Raw genomic sequence first — 17,320 nt, forward strand, 5'->3', positions numbered from 1 at the left:
ATCTATACCAACAATTAAAAACGTATTTTAGTTATTACAATACAAAAAGAAGGCATCAGGGAATAGAAAACGAAATACCGCTGGTAAAGTATTTAAACAAACAACAAAAAGCAGCTTAGTCAATATAACCGGAACTTAATTTAAGCTGAAAACTGCCCTACAAATGGGGGGATGCTCATATTTCACTTCGCATATTGTTCATTGCAACGCTTTTATCATACTGCACCTCTTTTACAGTTTGAATACCCAGTTCTCTGGCAGTTCGTTCTGCGGCCAGCTGGCTTTGTTTTCCGATATAACTGTCATTGTATGCCCTGCCATTTAAATCAATACGGTTTACATAAAGGTGCACGTGGGTATGCTCCTTATCCCGATGCACAAAAGCGACCACCTGGTGTTCTATTAACTTCATTTGTTCCAGAAAAACTTTAGTTAGACGGGCCAAATCCTCCTTACTCATACTGGCGCCATCTTTTATTGTAGGGCTTAGAATAAAGCTTAAGATGTTGCGCTCACAGTTTTGATTGAGTTGTTGTACGGCTCTAAACTCCTGTGTGATTTCTTCCGGAGTTTCACCAACGATTAAATGACTGTATATTTGCTCAGCTTCCTTCTCAGGATTATTTCCGTAGCGAATGGCTCCCAGAGTACTGGATATGGAACTTCCTTTTCCGATCATGGTATAATGCTTTTAAGGTGCTTTTTGATTTCTGCAGCAACCAGATTGACTTCTTCACTAAGCTTTGGATTTCCTTTTTTATACATATTGCCAATGCGTTTAAAGTTATTGTGATACTTCACCAACATTTTATAGGTATTGATATGCTCTTCGCTCATCCGCGCAGTGATCTGTTGATCCATCAGGCATTTTCTGCAAAAAGTACTCAGGCTTAAGCCTGCAGCTTTTGCTTTTACCTGCAATAGTTTTTTCTCATACACGCTACATCTGAATTTGATAAGAGCTCGTTTCATCGTTTGTTAATTTTTCTTTGCAACCATCGGGAGCAAAGCAAGATTGTGGCCACAGCCACACATCTTGCCCTGATGCCCAGAAATCATTTTTAATCGGTTTTCATCAGCCAGTCATTTAAGTCTTTTTCAGCTTTATAGAATGAAGATTTATCGATACAATTGGGATTTTGATTCAGGAAGAATGCGGTAGCTTTTCTACCGGCTTTATCCTGATCTAGATACAGTTCAATAGCATTGTACTGATCAAAATGGACAAGTGCTTTATTCGTAAAAGCAATGGAGTTTAAGATCAGAAAATCAGTTTCACGTTTAAGATTCGGATAGATCGTATTGAGTGACAGGAGATCGAACATTCCCTCCAGAACTATTAAATGCTGAGACTCATTTTTAATATAGGTCAGATCTTTTGGTGAGCTGGATGATTTGAAATAGGTGTTTCTAAGTTCCCAACCTGCAGAATTGTTTTTGAGTCCAATGGAAAAACCGTATTTATCATTAATTGTATAGTGAACCTCCCTACAAAAAGTATTAGCTACTGTTCGGCTAATTTTTCGTTTGTTCAAATACTGTAAAAGAGCCGGATGTTGGATGAACTGTACCTTTTTAATTTCAATTCCAGATTCCTTTGAATTATTTTCCTCTCGTATTATATTATTATCATTCCCGGTACTAACCTGAGCTAGAATTTCTAAGGCACCGCTGACAGATACCCTGGAGAGTTCACAAACCATATCGATGCAGTTTCCGCCTTTACCGATTCCGTGGTCGTACCAGCAGTTTAATATTTTGGAAACTTTAAAGGATGCCTGAGTTTCTGACCGCAGGGGACTCAGAAACCAGGCTTCCTTTTCCGAATTGCGAGTGGGAAGGTGTCCTAAAAATCCCAGCGCCTTAACGATGGAAATTTTTCGGGCACTTTCACACGATAGTTTTTTTCTTTTCATCTGTAACTAGTTTAAAAATCTCAAAACATCCTACCATCTTACCCATCCCAGTAAATACGGGATTTGAGAAGCGGGGTAGGTTGCTTTTTCATCCTACCCATCCTACCACACAATTGTGGTAAGTTGGGTAGGATTGTGGTAAGATGATTTCTAAAGATCCTACCACAAATGAGCCTACTGTTTATAGGGTCTTAAAAGATTTGTGGTAGGATGGTAAGAGGATTTACTCTTTTTTCTTTCATCAGCTTAATTCATAGGGTGATTCTGTAAACTTTCGCTTTGCTAAATAGCCGTAAATTCTACGTTTGGGATGTTTGATTTTTTGAAAACCAAATCCTGAGAGGGCGCGTCCCAGATTGATCTGACTGATGCGTATATTCAGACAATTAAGGCTGAGCATAATATCTGTTGCCGTCACAAAATCCTTTTGATTGGTAGACTTTTCGTAGTACTTCGCAATGAGTTCCTGTTCAGTAGTCATTTTAGTGTACTTCTGATTGCGCTCTTCATTTTCATTCACATCCTTTACCGTTAATTCCGGATTGAAGTTTGGATCTCTATAGGCCAGATGATAAGCCTGGCTCCAAACGTCAGCAATAGCAACTTCCTTTTTATAGTTGAAGTCTATAGGTCCCATTAGTTCAAAACAGAGCCAGCGTACCGAACCGGTCTCATCATTTAAAAAGGAAGACATATTGGTCGAACCCACAAAAGAGCAAATGCGTGGAAGAATGGTGTTCTTTCGGTCATAAGGCAAGCGTTCATTGATAAAGGTTTTTGAGAAAAAAGCTTTGAGTGCATTGACATCATTTTTTGAAAGTACAGCCAGTTCATCGAGATTGTAGAGAAAGTTTCTACAGAGCTGAATACGGGCATCTTTATCACTATTGATATCTTCCGCCATATATTCTGCCAATTCAGGAGGGCAGAGGTAGCGGCACCAGGTTGATTTACCCGAACTCTGACCACTATGGCTGATGATTAGGGCCTGCTTGTTGAAATAAGCAGGCTCCAGAGCGCATTTGATAGCTCTAACCAGCCATTTCTTAAAATGGTACACAAATACCTCGTGCTCGTAAAGGGGAACGAAAGAAGCGAGCTTTTCGATATGATCCTGACCATCCCAACTCTGAAGTGATTCAAAATATTCTCGTATCGGATTATAGGTTTCGATAAGTTCGGATTTAATTAGAATCTCCAGCTTTGAAGTACTAATATCGATCCCTGCTTTGGTCAGTTCGATAATAAGCGAATTCAAGTTTAGATAGCTCCAGTGCTTTTTTTGTTTCAGCGATATTTGAAAATCGTGAGAGATTTCGTTGTAAAGGATATCGTATTTCTCAAACAGATATTCGCTGGCATAATCGTAAACGGTCTTCTTTTTAGGATCCTTAACCTGATAAAGTTTATTGTTTTCCATAGCTCTGGGTTTACGGGTCTATGAAATTTTTGGACTCTTTGAATAGGTAGAAGAATCTTTAGAACTGGTTTCGCAGTTCTTTTTGTTCTGTAATAACCACCGCTCAAGCGCTTCGCGTTCAAAATAGACAAGCTTACCATTGGGCTTACTGTGCGGAATAATACCTGAAGAAGTTAATCTGTACAAATAGCTCCGAGACATTCCTGTATAGTCACAGGCTTCATCAAGGGTGAGTACCTTTTTGTTGGCTAGTAATAGCGATTCAATGCGTGCCAGCCTTTCGTCTAAATTAATGTTGTTCATCGTATTCGGTTTTAAAGTGAATAGAGAACAAAGCGCTTTGTCTGTTTATGTTTGAATTCCTGAACTAAAAGTAAAAAAGGTGACGATGTAATACCTTTTTTGAAGGAAGTAGTTATTTACAAATGAATGATCGAATAGAAAATAAATTATAGGGATTATTAAAATTTTCTAATACCAATTCTTATCAAATAAAATTAGACAGAATAACTTTTGAAGACTTATTAACAAGAAAAGACTGTTTTGATTTAAAATTAGGAGTTCGAAAACAGCATTTCGCTGTCATTTGGGATGGTTATCAGAACGATTAAATATAGATATTGAACTAAAAATGATTTTTTTAAGAAATCGAATTCTAGATTATTCTATTTAATATTATTTATAGATAAATAATTTAGATTGGTAAACAAAGGCCTTTTTGAAGTGTTAAAAATGTTAAAGTTTTACCTATGTTGTACCTTTAGTGAGTCAGGCAGCTACAAATTAATGTAACTGCCTGATTATCAAGTAGCGAGAGGGGGGCACGATCCCCCGACCTCCGGGTTATGAATCCGACGCTCTAACCAGCTGAGCTACCTCGCCAAAATGTAAATGTGCTCAGGCCTTCCCTAAGCGGGTGCAAATATAAAAACATTTGTTTAGCTGGCAAGCAGGATATTTATAAAATAACACCTTGCTATTAAATAAAACTACATCTGTAAGAAATTTCTTTTAGTAAGAGGTTTCTGAACTTATTATGATATAAGAATCGCTTTGAGTTCTATAGAAAACACTTCGATTAAGAATGTGATTAGTGTGATATAGTATTTTGTTCATTTTCTTTGCTTGTCCAAAGAAAACGAACCAAAAGAAAGGACACTTTTTCTTAGGCATTTTTGCCTTATCAGGCAAAACCGCAAAAACTCCCCTAAATTTTCTCCAGGGCTTCGAAAATTTTTAACGGCGATCTTTTGCTATGCTGAAGAAAAAGAAGCCTAAAGAATATATTAGATCATATCATTAAAATTTATTTGGTAGTAGTATTAATTGTAGGTTCTTTCGTAAATCATCGAAGAAGCCTTTGGAAAGCATCGATAAAATAAAAAAATACCCCTAATCTTTTTTACTGTACAATTAATATTTATATTGGCAACCCAACCGAATAAATGACCATGGAAGAAAAAGTAAAATTTGAAATCGAGTTCCCTATACAGGCCTCACCGTCTTTATTATATCAATATATGTCCTCACCTTCAGGTATGTCTGAGTGGTTTGCAGATAATGTAAACTCTCGTGGAGAGTACTATACCTTTATTTGGAATGGGAGTGAGGAGAAAGCAAAACTGCTGGGTAAAAAAAGCGACGAGCGCATTAAATTCCGTTGGATGGATGATGTGGAAGATGAAAACCTGTATTTCTTTGAATTACGCATCCAAGTAGATGAGATCACTAAAGATGTTTCCCTGATCGTTACAGACTTTGCCGAACCTGATGAAATTGATGAAGGCAAGATGTTCTGGGAAAACCAGATCTCAGAACTGAAACACATCATCGGTTCTAACTAGAAAGCAGTACATAAAACGTATATTTGTCCCTTCTAAAAAAAGGGACTTTTTTTATGGTAAATTTTGACGGAACACTTACCGATAATCCACAGTTTTCGCCTAATAACAGGGGTATGTTTTACGGGGATGCAGTATTTGAAACCCTGCGCTACTCGGGTGATAAAATCGTATTCTGGGAAGATCATTATTTTAGACTGATGGCCTCAATGCGTATTTTACGCATGCAAATCCCCATGCAGTATACCCCCGAATATTTTCAGGAAGAACTGCTGCGCTTAATTGAAGCCTGCGGATTAACCGGAAAACCCGCCAGAATTAGACTTACGGTTATACGAAATGAGGGAGGCACTTACCTTCCCACAGACAACGGCGTTTTTTATTATGCCCTGGCCGGTGAACTGGATCAGCCTTTTTACGTTTTAAGCGATAAGCCTTATGAAGTAGAGCTGTATAAAGATCATTATCTAAATGCAGATCTGCTTTCGACATTAAAAACGGCCAATAAGTTAATCAACGTCACCGGAAGTATTTTTGCTGAGGAAAACGGTTTTCAAAATTGCCTGCTTTTAAACACCAATAAATCTGTTGCCGAAGCCCTCAATGGAAATCTCTTTTTGGTAAAAGGGACTACTATAAAAACACCACCGCTTACAGACGGTTGCCTGCGCGGCATCATTCGTAAACAGTTGATCGAGATTTTGGGCAAGCTGGATACTTATACGCTTGAAGAAGCTTCAATCTCGCCATTTGAGCTTCAGAAGGCAGATGAACTGTTTATTACCAATTCCATACAGGGTATTGTGCCTGTGACCAAATACCGCAAAAAAACCTACGATACAAAAGTTGCTAAAGATTTGCTGGGTAAGCTCAACGCTAAGGTGCGTCTGGCAAATTAGTTAATTGTAACTGGGGTTTTCGGGTGCGTTTGACCAGATCAGGTATTCACCGCCCAGCTCAACCATTTTCTCTTTCCAGAAATCCGGGAAGCATTTGTTGATGATTTCCTTATGATAGTTGTTTTCGGCAACGATCCAGGCATTTTCATTGAGTTCGTGCTCCAGCTGATCGCTGTCCCAGCCGGAATAGCCCAGGAAAAAGCGAATCTGATCTTCAGAGAGTTTTTTGGAAGAGATAAGCTCTATCACGGTGTCAAAATTTCCTCCCCAGTAAATGCCGCTGCTGATCTCAATACTATCGGGTATAAGCTCCGGGACCTTGTGTATAAAATACAAATTGTCCTGTTCTACGGGGCCCCCGTTGTAGATCTGCATTTCTACCTCTATTTCAGGTATAAGTTCATCTAAGGTAAAATTAAGAGGTTTGTTGAGTATAAAACCTACCGAGCCATCCTCGTTATGATTGGCCAGCAAAATGACCGAACGGTTAAATGAAATATCCCCGATGATCGCCGGTTCAGCTATAAGTAGGTTGCCTTTTTGTGGTTTGTTTGTAGTCATGGGGAAAACAATTTCTTCTAAACTAAGCTATTTTTTGATATTAACAAAAAAATAACATACATAAAAAAAGCCCTCACGAGAGGGCTTTTCTAAATTGTATAGGCAGAACGATTAGTTTACTGCATCAGATAATTCTGAACCTGCTTTAAACTTAACTACGTTTTTAGCTGCTATTTGAATGGTTTTTCCGGTTTGTGGGTTTCTTCCTTCACGAGCTGCACGTTTAGATACAGACCAAGAACCAAAACCTACTAATGAAACACGGTCACCACCTTTAAGTGATTTCTCAACATTTCCTAAGAAAGATTCTAAGGCTTTTTTAGCTGCTGCTTTAGTAATACCAGCATCTTCTGCCATTGCGTCGATTAAATCTGATTTGTTCATAATGTAAAAAATTAAAAAATTAATTGTCGGTTAAACTTTTGTTTATTGTTTAAACAAATTTAGACGGATAATTCATCCACGCAAGCAATAGCGCTGGAAATCGGGTATTATGTTGATAACTTTAACTTTTTGTTGATAACGATTGCGTATTTTAACAAAATTTCAACCAGCCTAGTATTGATGCGGTCTTAGATAACTTTTGCCTTTTCAGAAAAACTAAATCCATTTAATAAATCTTTTACCGGCATTCTTCGCTTGCCCGGAAGCTGAATTTCTTCCAGCATTAAACGGGCATTTTCTAAAGGTACATACAGTTTGTCGCCATTAGCAATAAGTTTACCGATTTGTTTTTGATCGTTCTCACGGGCTTCCTCCAAAGAAGCTTTGTAGATTTTAAGCTGCTGCCCGTTATCGTCTCCGTTTGTAAAAAGCGTCCAGGCTACGGGATATGGGCTTAAACCCCTAATCAGGTTGTAAATCGTTTCAGCCGGTTTGTCCCAGTCGATGCGGGTATTGTCCCGGTTTAATTTGTAAGCGGTGTTCAGTTCTTTGTGATCTGCCTGTTTTTGGGTTCTGGCGGTACCTGCTTCAATCTGCTTTACGGTCTCTACAATAAGTTTGCTTCCTAAATGCATCAGACGATCGTGCAGACTGCCTGCATCTTCATCCGGTTCGATTTTTGTTTTCTCCTGAAGCAGGATGGCGCCGGTATCAATCTTTTCGTCGATAAAAAATGTGGTGACGCCGGTTTCGGTCTCTCCATTTATAATCGCCCAGTTTATAGGTGCAGCACCCCGGTAATCGGGCAGGAGGGATGCGTGCAGGTTAAACGTGCCGTATTCGGGCATTTTCCACACGGCTTCGGGCAGCATTCTAAAGGCCACCACGATTTGCAGGTTGGCATTAAGCGACTTCAATTCTTCTAAAAAAGAAGGGTCTTTTAAATTTGTAGGTTGCAATACCTTTAAGTTATGGCTTAAGGCAAATTGTTTTACCGCGCTTTCCTGAAGCTTTTGACCACGTCCCGCAGGACGATCGGGAGCGGTAATTACACCTGCAATGGTATATTGCTGTTCTAATAGTTTCTGGAGACCGGCCACGGCAAATTCGGGCGTGCCCATAAATACAATTCGTAAATTTTTCATAGTATAGTATATCGGTTGGTTGGGGTGAGTTTTATTTTATGGGTATTCAATAAATCTTTTAAAGCTTTTAAGATGTCTTTTTCCTCGTGGTCTTTCAATACATCAGCCAGTTCGCGGGAGGTGTACTGCTGTTTGCTCAGAAGCAAAAGCAGGTGTTCTTTTAACCGGGGGGCTGCGGTTTGTGCAGATTGCTTTTTTCGGGAGCGGCATACATCACAGATTCCGCAGGCTTCTTTCTGATGTTCTTCAAAATAGGCCAACAATTGTTTGCTACGGCAAACCTCCTTGTTTTTCACATAGCTTAAAATCGCCTGAACCTGTTTCAGTTTACGGGTATTTTGAGCTTTGATCGCAGGAGCGATGGGATTGATGCTAAAATCATCTTCCCGCTGTACCAGAAAGGTTATTGCGGTATCAAACTGCGTATGATCGTATACAGCCAGTTCATCTTTTTCCAGTTGCAGAAAGGCCTCGTGTACCTGTGGCAGCGCGACCCCTGCTTTTTTTGAAATCAAAACATGGTCTACCGGCATAGGCTGGTCGTAAATACCCGCATAGGTTCTAAGCACGCTTTTAACGACGCTTTCTAAAGCCGGATTCTGAATGAGGTAATAGGTGAGCTGTACAGGCGAAATATTTAATTGCAGGGTTGCCTTGCGGTAGAATTCCTGCGAAAGTATGATGATGCTGTTGCGGTCTAAAAGCTGCAGGGCATTATAGGTAATTAGTGTATTGAAGGCGTAGGTCTTGCAAAACGAGCTGAAATCAAAGCGGAAGGTTTCCTGCTCGCCGCCACCGTATGGAACCTGAAAAAAGCTGTTGAGCTTTTTGTACACTTTTTTGACAAAGGAGACCGAAGGCAACACATTCAGAAATTGATTGGCCAGCCGTGACTCATCTGAAGGATTGACGAAAATTAAGCTTCGGGCAGGTTCTCCGTTGCGTCCCGCACGTCCCGCTTCCTGAAAATAGCTTTCCATACTTTCGGGCAGCTCTACGTGCACTACCGTAGAAACATCGGCTTTATCAATTCCCATCCCAAAAGCACTGGTTGCTACCATAACCTGGACCTTATTAGAAGACCAGGCTTCAAACCGGGTTTGTCGCTCTGCGCTGCTCAAACCACCGTGATAAAAGTGTGCAGAAACACCGCTTTGATGCAAAAATGCCGCATAATCCATTGCGGTTTTACGGCTGCGAACATAGACGATACCGCTTCCGCTAACGTGTTTAAAGAGTTGTACCAGCCTGTTGCGTTTATCTTCTTCCCACAAAACGCGGTAAGCCAGATTCTTCCGCTCAAACGAGTTTTTAAATACAGCGGGTTCATTGAGCTGCAATTGTTCTATAATATCTTCCTGTACCTTTCCTGTTGCCGTTGCAGTAAGTGCAATGCAATTTACATCGGGAAGGCTTTCGCGAAAGCGTGAAATCATACGATAGGCCGGTCTGAAATCGTGCCCCCATTGCGAAATGCAGTGCGCCTCGTCAATAGCGATTAGCGATACATTCATCTGCTTGATGCGCTCCAGCACCAGTTCGTTTTGTAAACGTTCGGGAGAGAGGTAAAGCAGTTTGTAATTCCCGTAGATGCAATTGTCGAGCAAGGTGTCGAGTTCATGATAGGGTATTCCGCCGGGAATGTAAAGGGCCTTGATGTTGCGTTTTTGCAACTGCATTACCTGATCGCGCATCAAAGAGAGCAGGGGCGAGATCACCAGGCTTATACCGGGCTTCAGCAAAGCGGGAATTTGATAACAAACCGATTTTCCGCCACCGGTAGGCAACAGGGCAAAGGTATCGCGTCCCTCGAGCACCGCATCAATCAGCTCTTGCTGACCGGGCCTAAACGAATCGTAACCCCAGTAGGATTTGAGTAGATCGAGGGGGCGTAGGTTCATGGGTTGAGTTGTTGTAAAATAAAATTTACGCGATTTTCTACCGATGTCTTAGGAACCTCGACACAGTCATAGCCCAGACTTGTGTAGGTATTGAGAAGTTCTTTCTGTATTTTTTGGGCTTCCTCAAGGCTTTCATAACGTTCATTATCGGTCTCATAGATTTCTTCCCAAACGGGTAGCGCAAAAACCCGGTCATACACGTAGGTAGTGTTAGCCTTCGTAAAACGCTCCGGGTAATTTTGACCTATAAAATCCATATACGCGCTTACATCGGGTATGCCGCGGTCGATAAATACAAAATTGGCCTTGATTTTTGCAGCTTCAAAATACTGCGCAATGCGGCTTTCGAGCAATTTATCGCTAAAAAGCAGGGGCTCCGTTAAAAACAGCTGTTCAATCCCTTCTTGCTGGGCAGCCAGAGTAACCTGGCGGGAAACCTCCTCAAGGCAATGGTATCCCATGCTTTTGAGAGCATTTAAAAGAGTGGTCTTGCCGGTACCCGGCCCGCCGATCAACACGATGCGTTGTGGTATCAAATTTTTAGGATTTAGAATTTTGAGCAAACAGGAAGCACAAATAAAAGCTTTGTACTGTACAAATGCCGGTAAAAATACTCAAATAGCTTTCGATTCTAAAATTAGGATGAGAATGGTATCTTTGCAGCCTAAAATCAGGCTATGAGCACCGAACAAAATCCGGAAGAGTTTTACGCAAAATTAAAAGGAAGATTAGAAGAGACCACCGCAAAATGGCCTTTGGATTATTTGTATAAATTCATCGTACCTTCAGATAGTCAGAAAATTGCAGAGATTGAGGCTATTTTTGATAATATGGGGGCAGTAATCAATACCAAAGCTTCCAGCAAAGGCACGTATACCAGTGTGTCTATTCACGTGAAAATGGAAAATCCCGATGCTGTAATCGCCAAGTATAAGGAAGTTTCGGTCGTAGAAGGAGTTATTTCGTTATAAGAAGGCTAAAATTGATGCTCCTTGTGGGCTTTTAGACAATTTTTAGTACTTTGCCAAATGTTTTCCTGCGGAAACATACTTCACTCGATTATCGAGATAGATTGCCCGGTGGCTTACCACGTAACAAAATGCGAAGACTTTTAGAGTTTGTGGGATTACCTCCGAAGAAATTCATTTAAAATTTTACAATTGATAGATCAATTAGAATACAATACTGAGCGCGAACAGCTCATTATCCCTGAATATGGCCGCCATCTGCAAAAAATGGTCAATCAGGCAATAGCCGAAGAAGACGAGAAAAAACGCAACATCATTGCCCGAAGCATCATCGCTGTAATGGGTAATTTACAACCACACCTGCGGGATGTGCCCGATTTTCAGCACAAGCTTTGGGATCAGCTGTTTATCATCAGTGATTTTAAACTGGATGTGGTTTCTCCTTATGGGAAACCTTCCCGTGAAAAACTCGAAGAGCGTCCTGAGCCTTTAGATTACCCGCAAAACCATCCTAAATACCGTTTTTACGGTAACAATATCAAGCGTATGATTGATGTTGCGGTACAATGGGATAAAGGACAAAAACGCGAAGCGCTTGAGTTTACCATCGCCAATCATATGAAAAAGTGCTTCCTCAACTGGAATAAAGATACCGTTGATGACGAAGTAATCTTTAAGCACTTGTTTGAACTCAGTGACGGGCAAATCAATCTGGCTAAAAAAGACGAAGACCTTAAGGAAGCGCAAAAACTGATGCGCAGCAAAAAAACGGGCAAATCCAATTCCGGTAAGTCTAACTACCGAAAAAAATCAGGACGCGGTAAAAAGCGTTACTAATTTCTAGTATTACAATTACATGGGAACATTTCAGATAGAAGGAGGGCATCAGCTTAAAGGATCCATCCAGCCGCAAGGCGCAAAAAATGAAGCTTTACAGATACTTTGTGCCGTATTGCTAACTCCTGACGAAGTCATTATAAACAACATACCCGATATCGTTGACGTAAACAAGCTCATTGATATCCTGAGTAATTTGGGTGTAAAAATCCAAAAACTGGGTAAAGGCAAATACTCATTTAAGAGTGACGCTCTAAACCTGGAATACCTCGAGAGCGAACGCTTTAAAAAAGAAGGAGGTGGTTTGCGCGGTTCAATTATGGTCGTGGGCCCTTTACTTGCCCGTTTTGGCAAGGGTTATATCCCACGTCCCGGGGGTGATAAAATAGGTCGCCGCCGTCTGGATACCCACTTTGAGGGAATGATTAAGCTTGGGGCGAAATTCCGCTACAACAAAGAAGAACGTTTTTATGGAGTGGAAGCTCCCGAAGGCTTGCGTGGTACATTTATGCTGCTCGATGAAGCTTCGGTAACCGGTACGGCAAACATCCTTATGGCTGCGGTTATGGCCATAGGCGAAACCACCATCTACAACGCCGCTTGCGAACCTTATTTACAGCAGTTGTGTAAGATGCTTAACAAGATGGGCGCCAAGATAAGTGGCATTGGCTCAAATATGCTTAAGATCGAAGGCGTAGAAAGCTTAACGGGTTGCGAGCACACCATTCTGCCCGATATGATCGAAATTGGTTCCTGGATAGGTCTTGCAGCAATGACCCGCAGTGAGATCACCATTAAAAATGTGAGCTGGAACGATCTGGGTCTTATTCCCGCAACGTTTAGAAAGCTTGGGATTACCTTGGAGAAAAAAGGCGATGATATTTATATCCCGGCACATAAAGACGGATACGAGATCGAAACTTTTATAGACGGCTCGTTTATGACCATTAGTGACGCACCCTGGCCCGGTTTTACGCCCGACCTGCTGAGTATCGTGCTCGTGGTGGCAACACAGGCTAAAGGAGAAGTGCTCATACATCAAAAGATGTTTGAAAGCCGTTTGTTCTTTGTAGATAAACTTATTGATATGGGGGCCAAAATCATTTTGTGTGATCCCCACCGTGCTACTGTAATTGGTCACAACTTCAAGTCAACCTTAAAAGCAACTACAATGACCTCGCCTGATATCCGGGCCGGTATTTCGCTTTTAATCGCTGCATTGAGTGCCAAAGGAACTTCGACTATTCACAACATCGAGCAGATTGATCGCGGTTATGAAAACATCGATGAGCGTTTACGCGCCATTGGTGCCAAAATCATACGTACTACCTAATAGCCTGTTGGTTTAAAACATAAACCTCACCGGTTTCTTAAACGGGTGAGGTTTTTTTTATGCTTAAGCGGTACGGGAAAATTTGGTATTCTTTGAAGAATGAGCGTTTTACAACAACATCTTCGCAATAGCTTCCCAGGTATCTGCACGGTCAAAACCTGTGGTGTGTACATTATGCGGTGAAGTAAATTGTATGCCACGTCCGTCAAATGCCTGCAGATTGTAAGAGCGGTCATCGATTAAAATATCTCCCTTTAAGATGTGTTTATGTCCGCACAGGATTCGGTTTTGCCACGGAATAAACGGAAAGTGGGCATCAAGCCAGTCGGCTTTTTCTTCAAGACTGGTTTTAAACTGCATCGCGGCCGAGGCGATGTACACTTCGTATTTATCCTGCAGGGCGCGCAATACTTCCTGACTGTCTTTCATCACTTCAAGATCAATAAAAAACCCGCGTTCGTTGGCATGATTGCGTACGTAGTGTTGATGCTCTTTTGGAACCATTTGCCAGACTTCAGAGCCCAAGCAATCTTCTTTTTTAAGGTTTGCGTTGTATTTGTTGTTGTACAAATCGATGTGCGCCTGATACGTATCTGCAATCACCTCGTCCATATCTACAAATAGGGTCATAATTTTAGAGTTTAGGTAAGCTGCCAAAATACATTTTTGAATTGAAAACCATTTTAAATTCTCCTTAAAAAACCTTCCGCAAGCCCTTATATGCATCTGAAATTGGGTATTTTTAAAATCCCAGTTAACTCCATGTTCAAATTTTATAAGGATATTACCTTTTATGCACTGCTTTTCGCTTTGGTCAGCATACCGCTGGCGGGTTTGTATGGGGCTGTGTTTGTATTTGGCATTATTGGGACGCCGGTGGGTTTGCTGATGTATAATTATTTTCACAGGCACGAGTTTTACGGCTATTACAACCGCGGCTTTACCAGGCGCTATTTAATCGTAAGGACCTGGGTGGTTAATTTTTTAGTGAGTCCCGTGTTGCTGCTTGTTGTTTTTTTAATCTTAAAACTGATTGGTTTTGGCGCTCTTAAAGGTTAGTTCTATACAGAAAAGCTTCGGTGCCAAATCACTTCTCAATGAGGTGGATTTTGAGTTGCAAACCGGTGAAATTCTGGGAGTTTTTGGGCGAAATGGTTCCGGAAAGAGTACACTTTTAAAAATCCTTTTTGGTACCCAAACTGCTGAAGCAGGTGTGCTTAAAGTTAATGAGCGCTACTATCCGGTTCGTAAGACTATTTGGCATAAATCCCGAATTATTGAAAGTCAGCAAATAGGATATCTGCCGCAATTCAGTTTTCTGCCGCAGCGTGTAAAAGTTTGGGATATCATTCCGCAATACCTTAAGGGGCAGGAGCAGGATCTGGTGTTTCAGGCACCGCGTATGCCCAAAATTGCAGGTAGCAAAGTAGGGGAACTCTCCATGGGTGAACGGCGCTATCTGGAAGTACTGCTTATTGGTAATCTGGACCATCCCTTTTTGCTGCTCGACGAACCCTTTTCGATGGTAGAACCCCTGTTTAAAGATTTAATTCACGAGTTTTTGATTTCGCTTAAAACTAAAAAGGGCATTTTGGTAACCGATCATTATTATCAGGATGTCTGGCAATTATCAGATCGAAAAATGGTGTTGACAAGCGGTAAGCTGACTTCCATTACACAACCGGAAGAATTGATACAGGCCGGATATTTACGATCTATTTATTAAACGATGAAAGATAATTTTTCAAACCACGCTGCGGACTATGCAAAATACCGCCCTGTTTATCCTGAGGTATTATATAAACATCTTTTTAGTTTATTAAAGAATACTGATGCGGCCTGGGATGTTGCGACGGGCAACGGGCAGGTAGCGGCTGTTTTGGCTCAACATTTTGAACGGGTTTTAGCCACAGATCTTAGCGCACAACAACTGGAGCAGGCCCATAAAATGCCTAACATTGATTATCGCGTGCAAACTGCCGAGGAAGATTTTGATGCGAATGAGCAATTTGATTTAATAACCGTGGCACAGGCGATTCACTGGTTTGATTTTGAAACGTTTTACAAACAGGTTTACCGGCATTTAAAACCGAAAGGTATTTTGGCAGTGATTGGCTATTCCGTCTTAGAAACCGGGGGAAAACTCAATGAGGTCATTCAGCATTTTTATACTGTAATAATTAATGAGTATTGGGATCCCGAGCGTAGGTATCTGGATGAGAACTATCAAAGTATTCCGTTTCCGTTTGAAGAAGTAGAACTGCCGAAGCTCCAAATGCAGGTAAGCTGGACGCAGGACCAACTTCTTAATTATCTCAATACCTGGTCTGCAGTAAAACATTATGAAAAGGAGCATCATTCAAATCCAATGGCTTTAATAGCTGAAGCAGCAAAGGAAAACTGGGGACCTGATGCATACAGAATGTTTGAATTTCCGTTAGTACTGCGGGTTGGAAAACTGCCTAAAATAAAAATCCCGACCTGATAGCCGGGATCGTATTGTAGGTATGAAACATATTAGTTCTTCTTATTTTTCTTGCGTTTCTTTTGCTGGCCGGGAGCGAAAGCTTTAGCACTTTGGGCTCCGTAGTATTTCTTTACCTGACCGGGGGCGGCGTTTTTTCCGTTAGAGCGGTTCACTCCATAGGTGCTGGAGCACGATATACCGGTCATTAGAAATGCACCCATACTCAGTATCAAGATCAATTTTCTCATAACTTTTTCTTTATCTGTAAAGTTATAAAGCTGCAAAGAACATACCGCACTCATTAAGTAAAGCTTAGAAGAACTTTAGCAGGTTTTAAGAAACCGCAGCTTTATAGGTTTCAAGGCAACGCTCACGGGCTTCTTTATGGTCTACCATCTTATCGGGATAATCGTCTGTATCGTATTCGGGTACAAAGGCTTTGATGTATTTTTTGTCTTTGTCAAATTTATCTACCTGCGTCATCGGGTTAAATATGCGAAAATAGGGTGCTGCATCTACACCGCTGCCGGCTGCCCATTGCCAGTTGCCAACGTTGCTGGCCTGCTCATAGTCCAGTAATTTTTCGGCAAAATAGGCTTCGCCCCAGCGCCAGTCAATCAATAAATGTTTGCATAAAAAGCTTGCTACCAGCATACGCACCCGGTTGTGCATATATCCGGTTTTGTTGAGTTGGCGCATGCCGGCGTCTACCAGCAGAAAACCGGTTTCGCCTTTTTTCCACTTTTCAAATTCGTCTTCATTATTGCGCCATTCAATACGGTCGTATTTTTTATAAAAAGCATTGTCTACCGTCTCGGGATAGTGATAAAGAATTTGCATAAAAAACTCCCGCCAGATCAGTTCACTCCAAAACACTTCGTTTTTCTCCGCAATGGCTTTCTTCACCATTTTACGTATACTCACGGTTCCAAATCGCAGATGCGGTCCCAGGCGCGAAGTACCTTCCTGAGCCGGAAAGTTTCGGGTGTCTTCATAATTTTGAATCAGGGTAGGGGTAACATCGTAATCGGGCACCTCAAGGCTTGATTTCTTAAAGCCCATATCGCTTAAGCTGAGATTCGGCAACCGACTGTTTTCGATTAAATTATCCAGGTGCTGACTCGTATAATGTATTTTTAAATGCGCATCTGCATCGAAGCGTTCCTTCCATTTATTTTTATATGGCGTATACACGATATAGGGATCACCATCGTTTTTAACGACTTCATCTTTTTCAAAGATCACCTGATCTTTAAAAGTTTTGAATTCGATTTCATGGTCTTTCAGTAATTTCTCAATGGCTTCATCGCGTTCTTTCGCATAGGGTTCATAATCTCTATTGGTAAACACGCTGTTAACCGTGAACTCTTTCAGTATTTGTTTCCAAATATCTGTCGGTTTGCCATAGTACATCGCCAGCGAACTGCCGTGTTCATCCTGCAACGTATTTCGCATTTTTTGGAGTGTTTCAAAAATGAAAGTCACCCGGGCATCATCTTCCGGGAGTTTGTCAAGAATTTCCTTATCAAAAATGAAAAGAGGTAAAACCGGATGATTACCTTTTAAAGCTTCCAGGAAGCCCACATTGTCATCCAATCTCAGATCTCTTCGGAACCAAAATATGTTTACTGTACTCATGCTTGTTAAT

21 protein-coding genes and 1 tRNA gene are annotated in these 17,320 nt (G+C 41.1%); 8 read left to right on the forward strand and 14 right to left on the reverse strand.

Features of this window, described 5'->3' with window-relative positions; genetic code table 11:
- Positions 1-175: 175 nt before the first annotated feature.
- From LLW17_RS17930 to LLW17_RS17955, 6 genes are all read right to left on the reverse strand, one after another.
- Complete coding sequence (locus tag LLW17_RS17930; protein WP_228231669.1) at positions 176-679, reverse strand: relaxase/mobilization nuclease domain-containing protein; 504 nt, start codon at positions 677-679, stop codon at positions 176-178.
- Positions 676-972 carry a mobilization protein MbpA gene (gene mbpA, locus LLW17_RS17935; RefSeq protein ID WP_228231670.1) on the reverse strand — a complete coding sequence of 99 codons (297 nt, stop codon included), beginning with the start codon at positions 970-972 and terminating at the stop codon, positions 676-678. Before mbpA ends, LLW17_RS17930 begins: the two co-directional genes overlap by 4 nt.
- Positions 973-1,061: 89 nt before the next feature.
- Positions 1,062-1,916, reverse strand: coding sequence for a DUF8464 domain-containing protein (locus LLW17_RS17940; RefSeq protein WP_228231671.1), 855 nt, complete (start codon positions 1,914-1,916; stop codon positions 1,062-1,064).
- Between the two features lie 241 nt (positions 1,917-2,157).
- Positions 2,158-3,336 carry a virulence-associated E family protein gene (locus LLW17_RS17945; protein WP_228231672.1) on the reverse strand — a complete coding sequence of 393 codons (1,179 nt, stop codon included), beginning with the start codon at positions 3,334-3,336 and terminating at the stop codon, positions 2,158-2,160.
- 18 nt (positions 3,337-3,354) lie between these two features.
- Positions 3,355-3,639, reverse strand: coding sequence for a helix-turn-helix domain-containing protein (locus LLW17_RS17950; protein ID WP_228231673.1), 285 nt, complete (start codon positions 3,637-3,639; stop codon positions 3,355-3,357).
- Between the two features lie 505 nt (positions 3,640-4,144).
- Positions 4,145-4,218 (reverse strand) — tRNA-Met (locus tag LLW17_RS17955).
- Positions 4,219-4,787: 569 nt separating this feature from the next.
- Between LLW17_RS17955 and LLW17_RS17960 the strand changes: the two genes are divergently transcribed.
- On the forward strand, positions 4,788-5,180 hold the full coding sequence (locus LLW17_RS17960; protein WP_228231705.1) for an START-like domain-containing protein: 393 nt from the start codon (positions 4,788-4,790) through the stop codon (positions 5,178-5,180).
- Between the two features lie 53 nt (positions 5,181-5,233).
- On the forward strand, positions 5,234-6,076 hold the full coding sequence (locus LLW17_RS17965; protein WP_228231706.1) for an aminotransferase class IV: 843 nt from the start codon (positions 5,234-5,236) through the stop codon (positions 6,074-6,076).
- Here the strand turns inward: LLW17_RS17965 and LLW17_RS17970 are convergent, their stop codons facing one another.
- The 5 genes from LLW17_RS17970 to LLW17_RS17990 all read right to left on the reverse strand — a co-directional run bounded on the left by LLW17_RS17970 (position 6,077) and on the right by LLW17_RS17990 (position 10,603).
- The gene (locus tag LLW17_RS17970) at positions 6,077-6,637 is read right to left on the reverse strand and encodes a YqgE/AlgH family protein (protein WP_228231674.1); all 561 of its coding nucleotides are present in this window, start codon (positions 6,635-6,637) and stop codon (positions 6,077-6,079) included. It lies immediately after the preceding gene.
- 111 nt (positions 6,638-6,748) lie between these two features.
- Positions 6,749-7,021, reverse strand: coding sequence for an HU family DNA-binding protein (locus tag LLW17_RS17975; protein ID WP_099646430.1), 273 nt, complete (start codon positions 7,019-7,021; stop codon positions 6,749-6,751).
- Positions 7,022-7,209: 188 nt separating this feature from the next.
- Complete coding sequence (gene fmt, locus LLW17_RS17980) at positions 7,210-8,166, reverse strand: methionyl-tRNA formyltransferase (RefSeq protein ID WP_228231675.1); 957 nt, start codon at positions 8,164-8,166, stop codon at positions 7,210-7,212.
- On the reverse strand, positions 8,163-10,067 hold the full coding sequence (locus tag LLW17_RS17985) for a RecQ family ATP-dependent DNA helicase (protein WP_228231676.1): 1,905 nt from the start codon (positions 10,065-10,067) through the stop codon (positions 8,163-8,165). The genes fmt and LLW17_RS17985 overlap by 4 nt, the downstream gene beginning before the upstream one ends.
- Positions 10,064-10,603: an AAA family ATPase gene (locus LLW17_RS17990; RefSeq protein WP_228231677.1), complete on the reverse strand. Its 540-nt coding sequence runs from the start codon at positions 10,601-10,603 to the stop codon at positions 10,064-10,066. The genes LLW17_RS17985 and LLW17_RS17990 overlap by 4 nt, the downstream gene beginning before the upstream one ends.
- Before the next feature lie 141 nt (positions 10,604-10,744).
- On the opposite strand from LLW17_RS17990, the gene LLW17_RS17995 reads away from it, so the two are divergent.
- The 3 genes from LLW17_RS17995 to murA all read left to right on the forward strand — a co-directional run bounded on the left by LLW17_RS17995 (position 10,745) and on the right by murA (position 13,205).
- Positions 10,745-11,038 carry a DUF493 family protein gene (locus LLW17_RS17995; protein ID WP_228231678.1) on the forward strand — a complete coding sequence of 98 codons (294 nt, stop codon included), beginning with the start codon at positions 10,745-10,747 and terminating at the stop codon, positions 11,036-11,038.
- 189 nt (positions 11,039-11,227) lie between these two features.
- Positions 11,228-11,872 carry a DUF4290 domain-containing protein gene (locus LLW17_RS18000; protein ID WP_228231679.1) on the forward strand — a complete coding sequence of 215 codons (645 nt, stop codon included), beginning with the start codon at positions 11,228-11,230 and terminating at the stop codon, positions 11,870-11,872.
- Positions 11,873-11,891: 19 nt separating this feature from the next.
- Entirely contained in the window at positions 11,892-13,205 is a 1,314-nt protein-coding gene (gene murA / locus LLW17_RS18005) for a UDP-N-acetylglucosamine 1-carboxyvinyltransferase (RefSeq protein ID WP_228231680.1), read from the forward strand.
- A gap of 108 nt (positions 13,206-13,313) precedes the next feature.
- Here murA and LLW17_RS18010 read toward each other — a convergent pair whose 3' ends face one another.
- Positions 13,314-13,835: a 5' nucleotidase, NT5C type gene (locus tag LLW17_RS18010; RefSeq protein ID WP_228231681.1), complete on the reverse strand. Its 522-nt coding sequence runs from the start codon at positions 13,833-13,835 to the stop codon at positions 13,314-13,316.
- A gap of 132 nt (positions 13,836-13,967) precedes the next feature.
- On the opposite strand from LLW17_RS18010, the gene LLW17_RS18015 reads away from it, so the two are divergent.
- The 3 genes from LLW17_RS18015 to LLW17_RS18025 are packed head-to-tail and all read left to right on the forward strand — an operon-like array spanning position 13,968 to position 15,690.
- A complete protein-coding gene (locus tag LLW17_RS18015) occupies positions 13,968-14,264 on the forward strand; it encodes a hypothetical protein (RefSeq protein WP_228231682.1) in 297 nt (98 codons plus the stop codon).
- Positions 14,245-14,931 (forward strand): ATP-binding cassette domain-containing protein, encoded by a 687-nt coding sequence (locus tag LLW17_RS18020; RefSeq protein ID WP_228231683.1) that lies wholly within the window; start codon positions 14,245-14,247, stop codon positions 14,929-14,931. Before LLW17_RS18015 ends, LLW17_RS18020 begins: the two co-directional genes overlap by 20 nt.
- A gap of 3 nt (positions 14,932-14,934) precedes the next feature.
- The gene (locus tag LLW17_RS18025) at positions 14,935-15,690 is read left to right on the forward strand and encodes a class I SAM-dependent methyltransferase (protein WP_228231684.1); all 756 of its coding nucleotides are present in this window, start codon (positions 14,935-14,937) and stop codon (positions 15,688-15,690) included.
- Positions 15,691-15,722: 32 nt separating this feature from the next.
- On the opposite strand, the gene LLW17_RS18030 is transcribed toward LLW17_RS18025, so the two are convergent.
- Together LLW17_RS18030 and LLW17_RS18035 are read right to left on the reverse strand one after the other, a co-directional pair.
- The gene (locus tag LLW17_RS18030) at positions 15,723-15,920 is read right to left on the reverse strand and encodes a hypothetical protein (RefSeq protein ID WP_228231685.1); all 198 of its coding nucleotides are present in this window, start codon (positions 15,918-15,920) and stop codon (positions 15,723-15,725) included.
- An 85-nt stretch (positions 15,921-16,005) separates the two neighbouring features.
- Positions 16,006-17,310 (reverse strand): cryptochrome/photolyase family protein, encoded by a 1,305-nt coding sequence (locus tag LLW17_RS18035; protein WP_228231686.1) that lies wholly within the window; start codon positions 17,308-17,310, stop codon positions 16,006-16,008.
- Positions 17,311-17,320: the final 10 nt, after the last annotated feature.

It is taken from the genome of Leeuwenhoekiella parthenopeia (assembly GCF_020782115.1).
GTDB lineage: Bacteria > Bacteroidota > Bacteroidia > Flavobacteriales > Flavobacteriaceae > Leeuwenhoekiella > Leeuwenhoekiella parthenopeia.

Excerpts from the sequence above, each read along its gene's own strand:
- LLW17_RS17930 (WP_228231669.1), bottom strand. The coding sequence starts at position 679 with ATGATCGGAAAAGGAAGTTCCATATCCAGTACTCTGGGAGCCATTCGC.
- mbpA (WP_228231670.1), bottom strand. The coding sequence starts at position 972 with ATGAAACGAGCTCTTATCAAATTCAGATGTAGCGTGTATGAGAAAAAA.
- LLW17_RS17940 (WP_228231671.1), bottom strand. The coding sequence starts at position 1,916 with ATGAAAAGAAAAAAACTATCGTGTGAAAGTGCCCGAAAAATTTCCATC.
- LLW17_RS17945 (WP_228231672.1), bottom strand. The coding sequence starts at position 3,336 with ATGGAAAACAATAAACTTTATCAGGTTAAGGATCCTAAAAAGAAGACC.
- LLW17_RS17950 (WP_228231673.1), bottom strand. The coding sequence starts at position 3,639 with ATGAACAACATTAATTTAGACGAAAGGCTGGCACGCATTGAATCGCTA.
- LLW17_RS17960 (WP_228231705.1), top strand. The coding sequence starts at position 4,788 with ATGGAAGAAAAAGTAAAATTTGAAATCGAGTTCCCTATACAGGCCTCA.
- LLW17_RS17965 (WP_228231706.1), top strand. The coding sequence starts at position 5,234 with ATGGTAAATTTTGACGGAACACTTACCGATAATCCACAGTTTTCGCCT.
- LLW17_RS17970 (WP_228231674.1), bottom strand. The coding sequence starts at position 6,637 with ATGACTACAAACAAACCACAAAAAGGCAACCTACTTATAGCTGAACCG.
- LLW17_RS17975 (WP_099646430.1), bottom strand. The coding sequence starts at position 7,021 with ATGAACAAATCAGATTTAATCGACGCAATGGCAGAAGATGCTGGTATT.
- fmt (WP_228231675.1), bottom strand. The coding sequence starts at position 8,166 with ATGAAAAATTTACGAATTGTATTTATGGGCACGCCCGAATTTGCCGTG.
- LLW17_RS17985 (WP_228231676.1), bottom strand. The coding sequence starts at position 10,067 with ATGAACCTACGCCCCCTCGATCTACTCAAATCCTACTGGGGTTACGAT.
- LLW17_RS17995 (WP_228231678.1), top strand. The coding sequence starts at position 10,745 with ATGAGCACCGAACAAAATCCGGAAGAGTTTTACGCAAAATTAAAAGGA.
- murA (WP_228231680.1), top strand. The coding sequence starts at position 11,892 with ATGGGAACATTTCAGATAGAAGGAGGGCATCAGCTTAAAGGATCCATC.
- LLW17_RS18010 (WP_228231681.1), bottom strand. The coding sequence starts at position 13,835 with ATGACCCTATTTGTAGATATGGACGAGGTGATTGCAGATACGTATCAG.
- LLW17_RS18015 (WP_228231682.1), top strand. The coding sequence starts at position 13,968 with ATGTTCAAATTTTATAAGGATATTACCTTTTATGCACTGCTTTTCGCT.
- LLW17_RS18025 (WP_228231684.1), top strand. The coding sequence starts at position 14,935 with ATGAAAGATAATTTTTCAAACCACGCTGCGGACTATGCAAAATACCGC.
- LLW17_RS18030 (WP_228231685.1), bottom strand. The coding sequence starts at position 15,920 with ATGAGAAAATTGATCTTGATACTGAGTATGGGTGCATTTCTAATGACC.
- LLW17_RS18035 (WP_228231686.1), bottom strand. The coding sequence starts at position 17,310 with ATGAGTACAGTAAACATATTTTGGTTCCGAAGAGATCTGAGATTGGAT.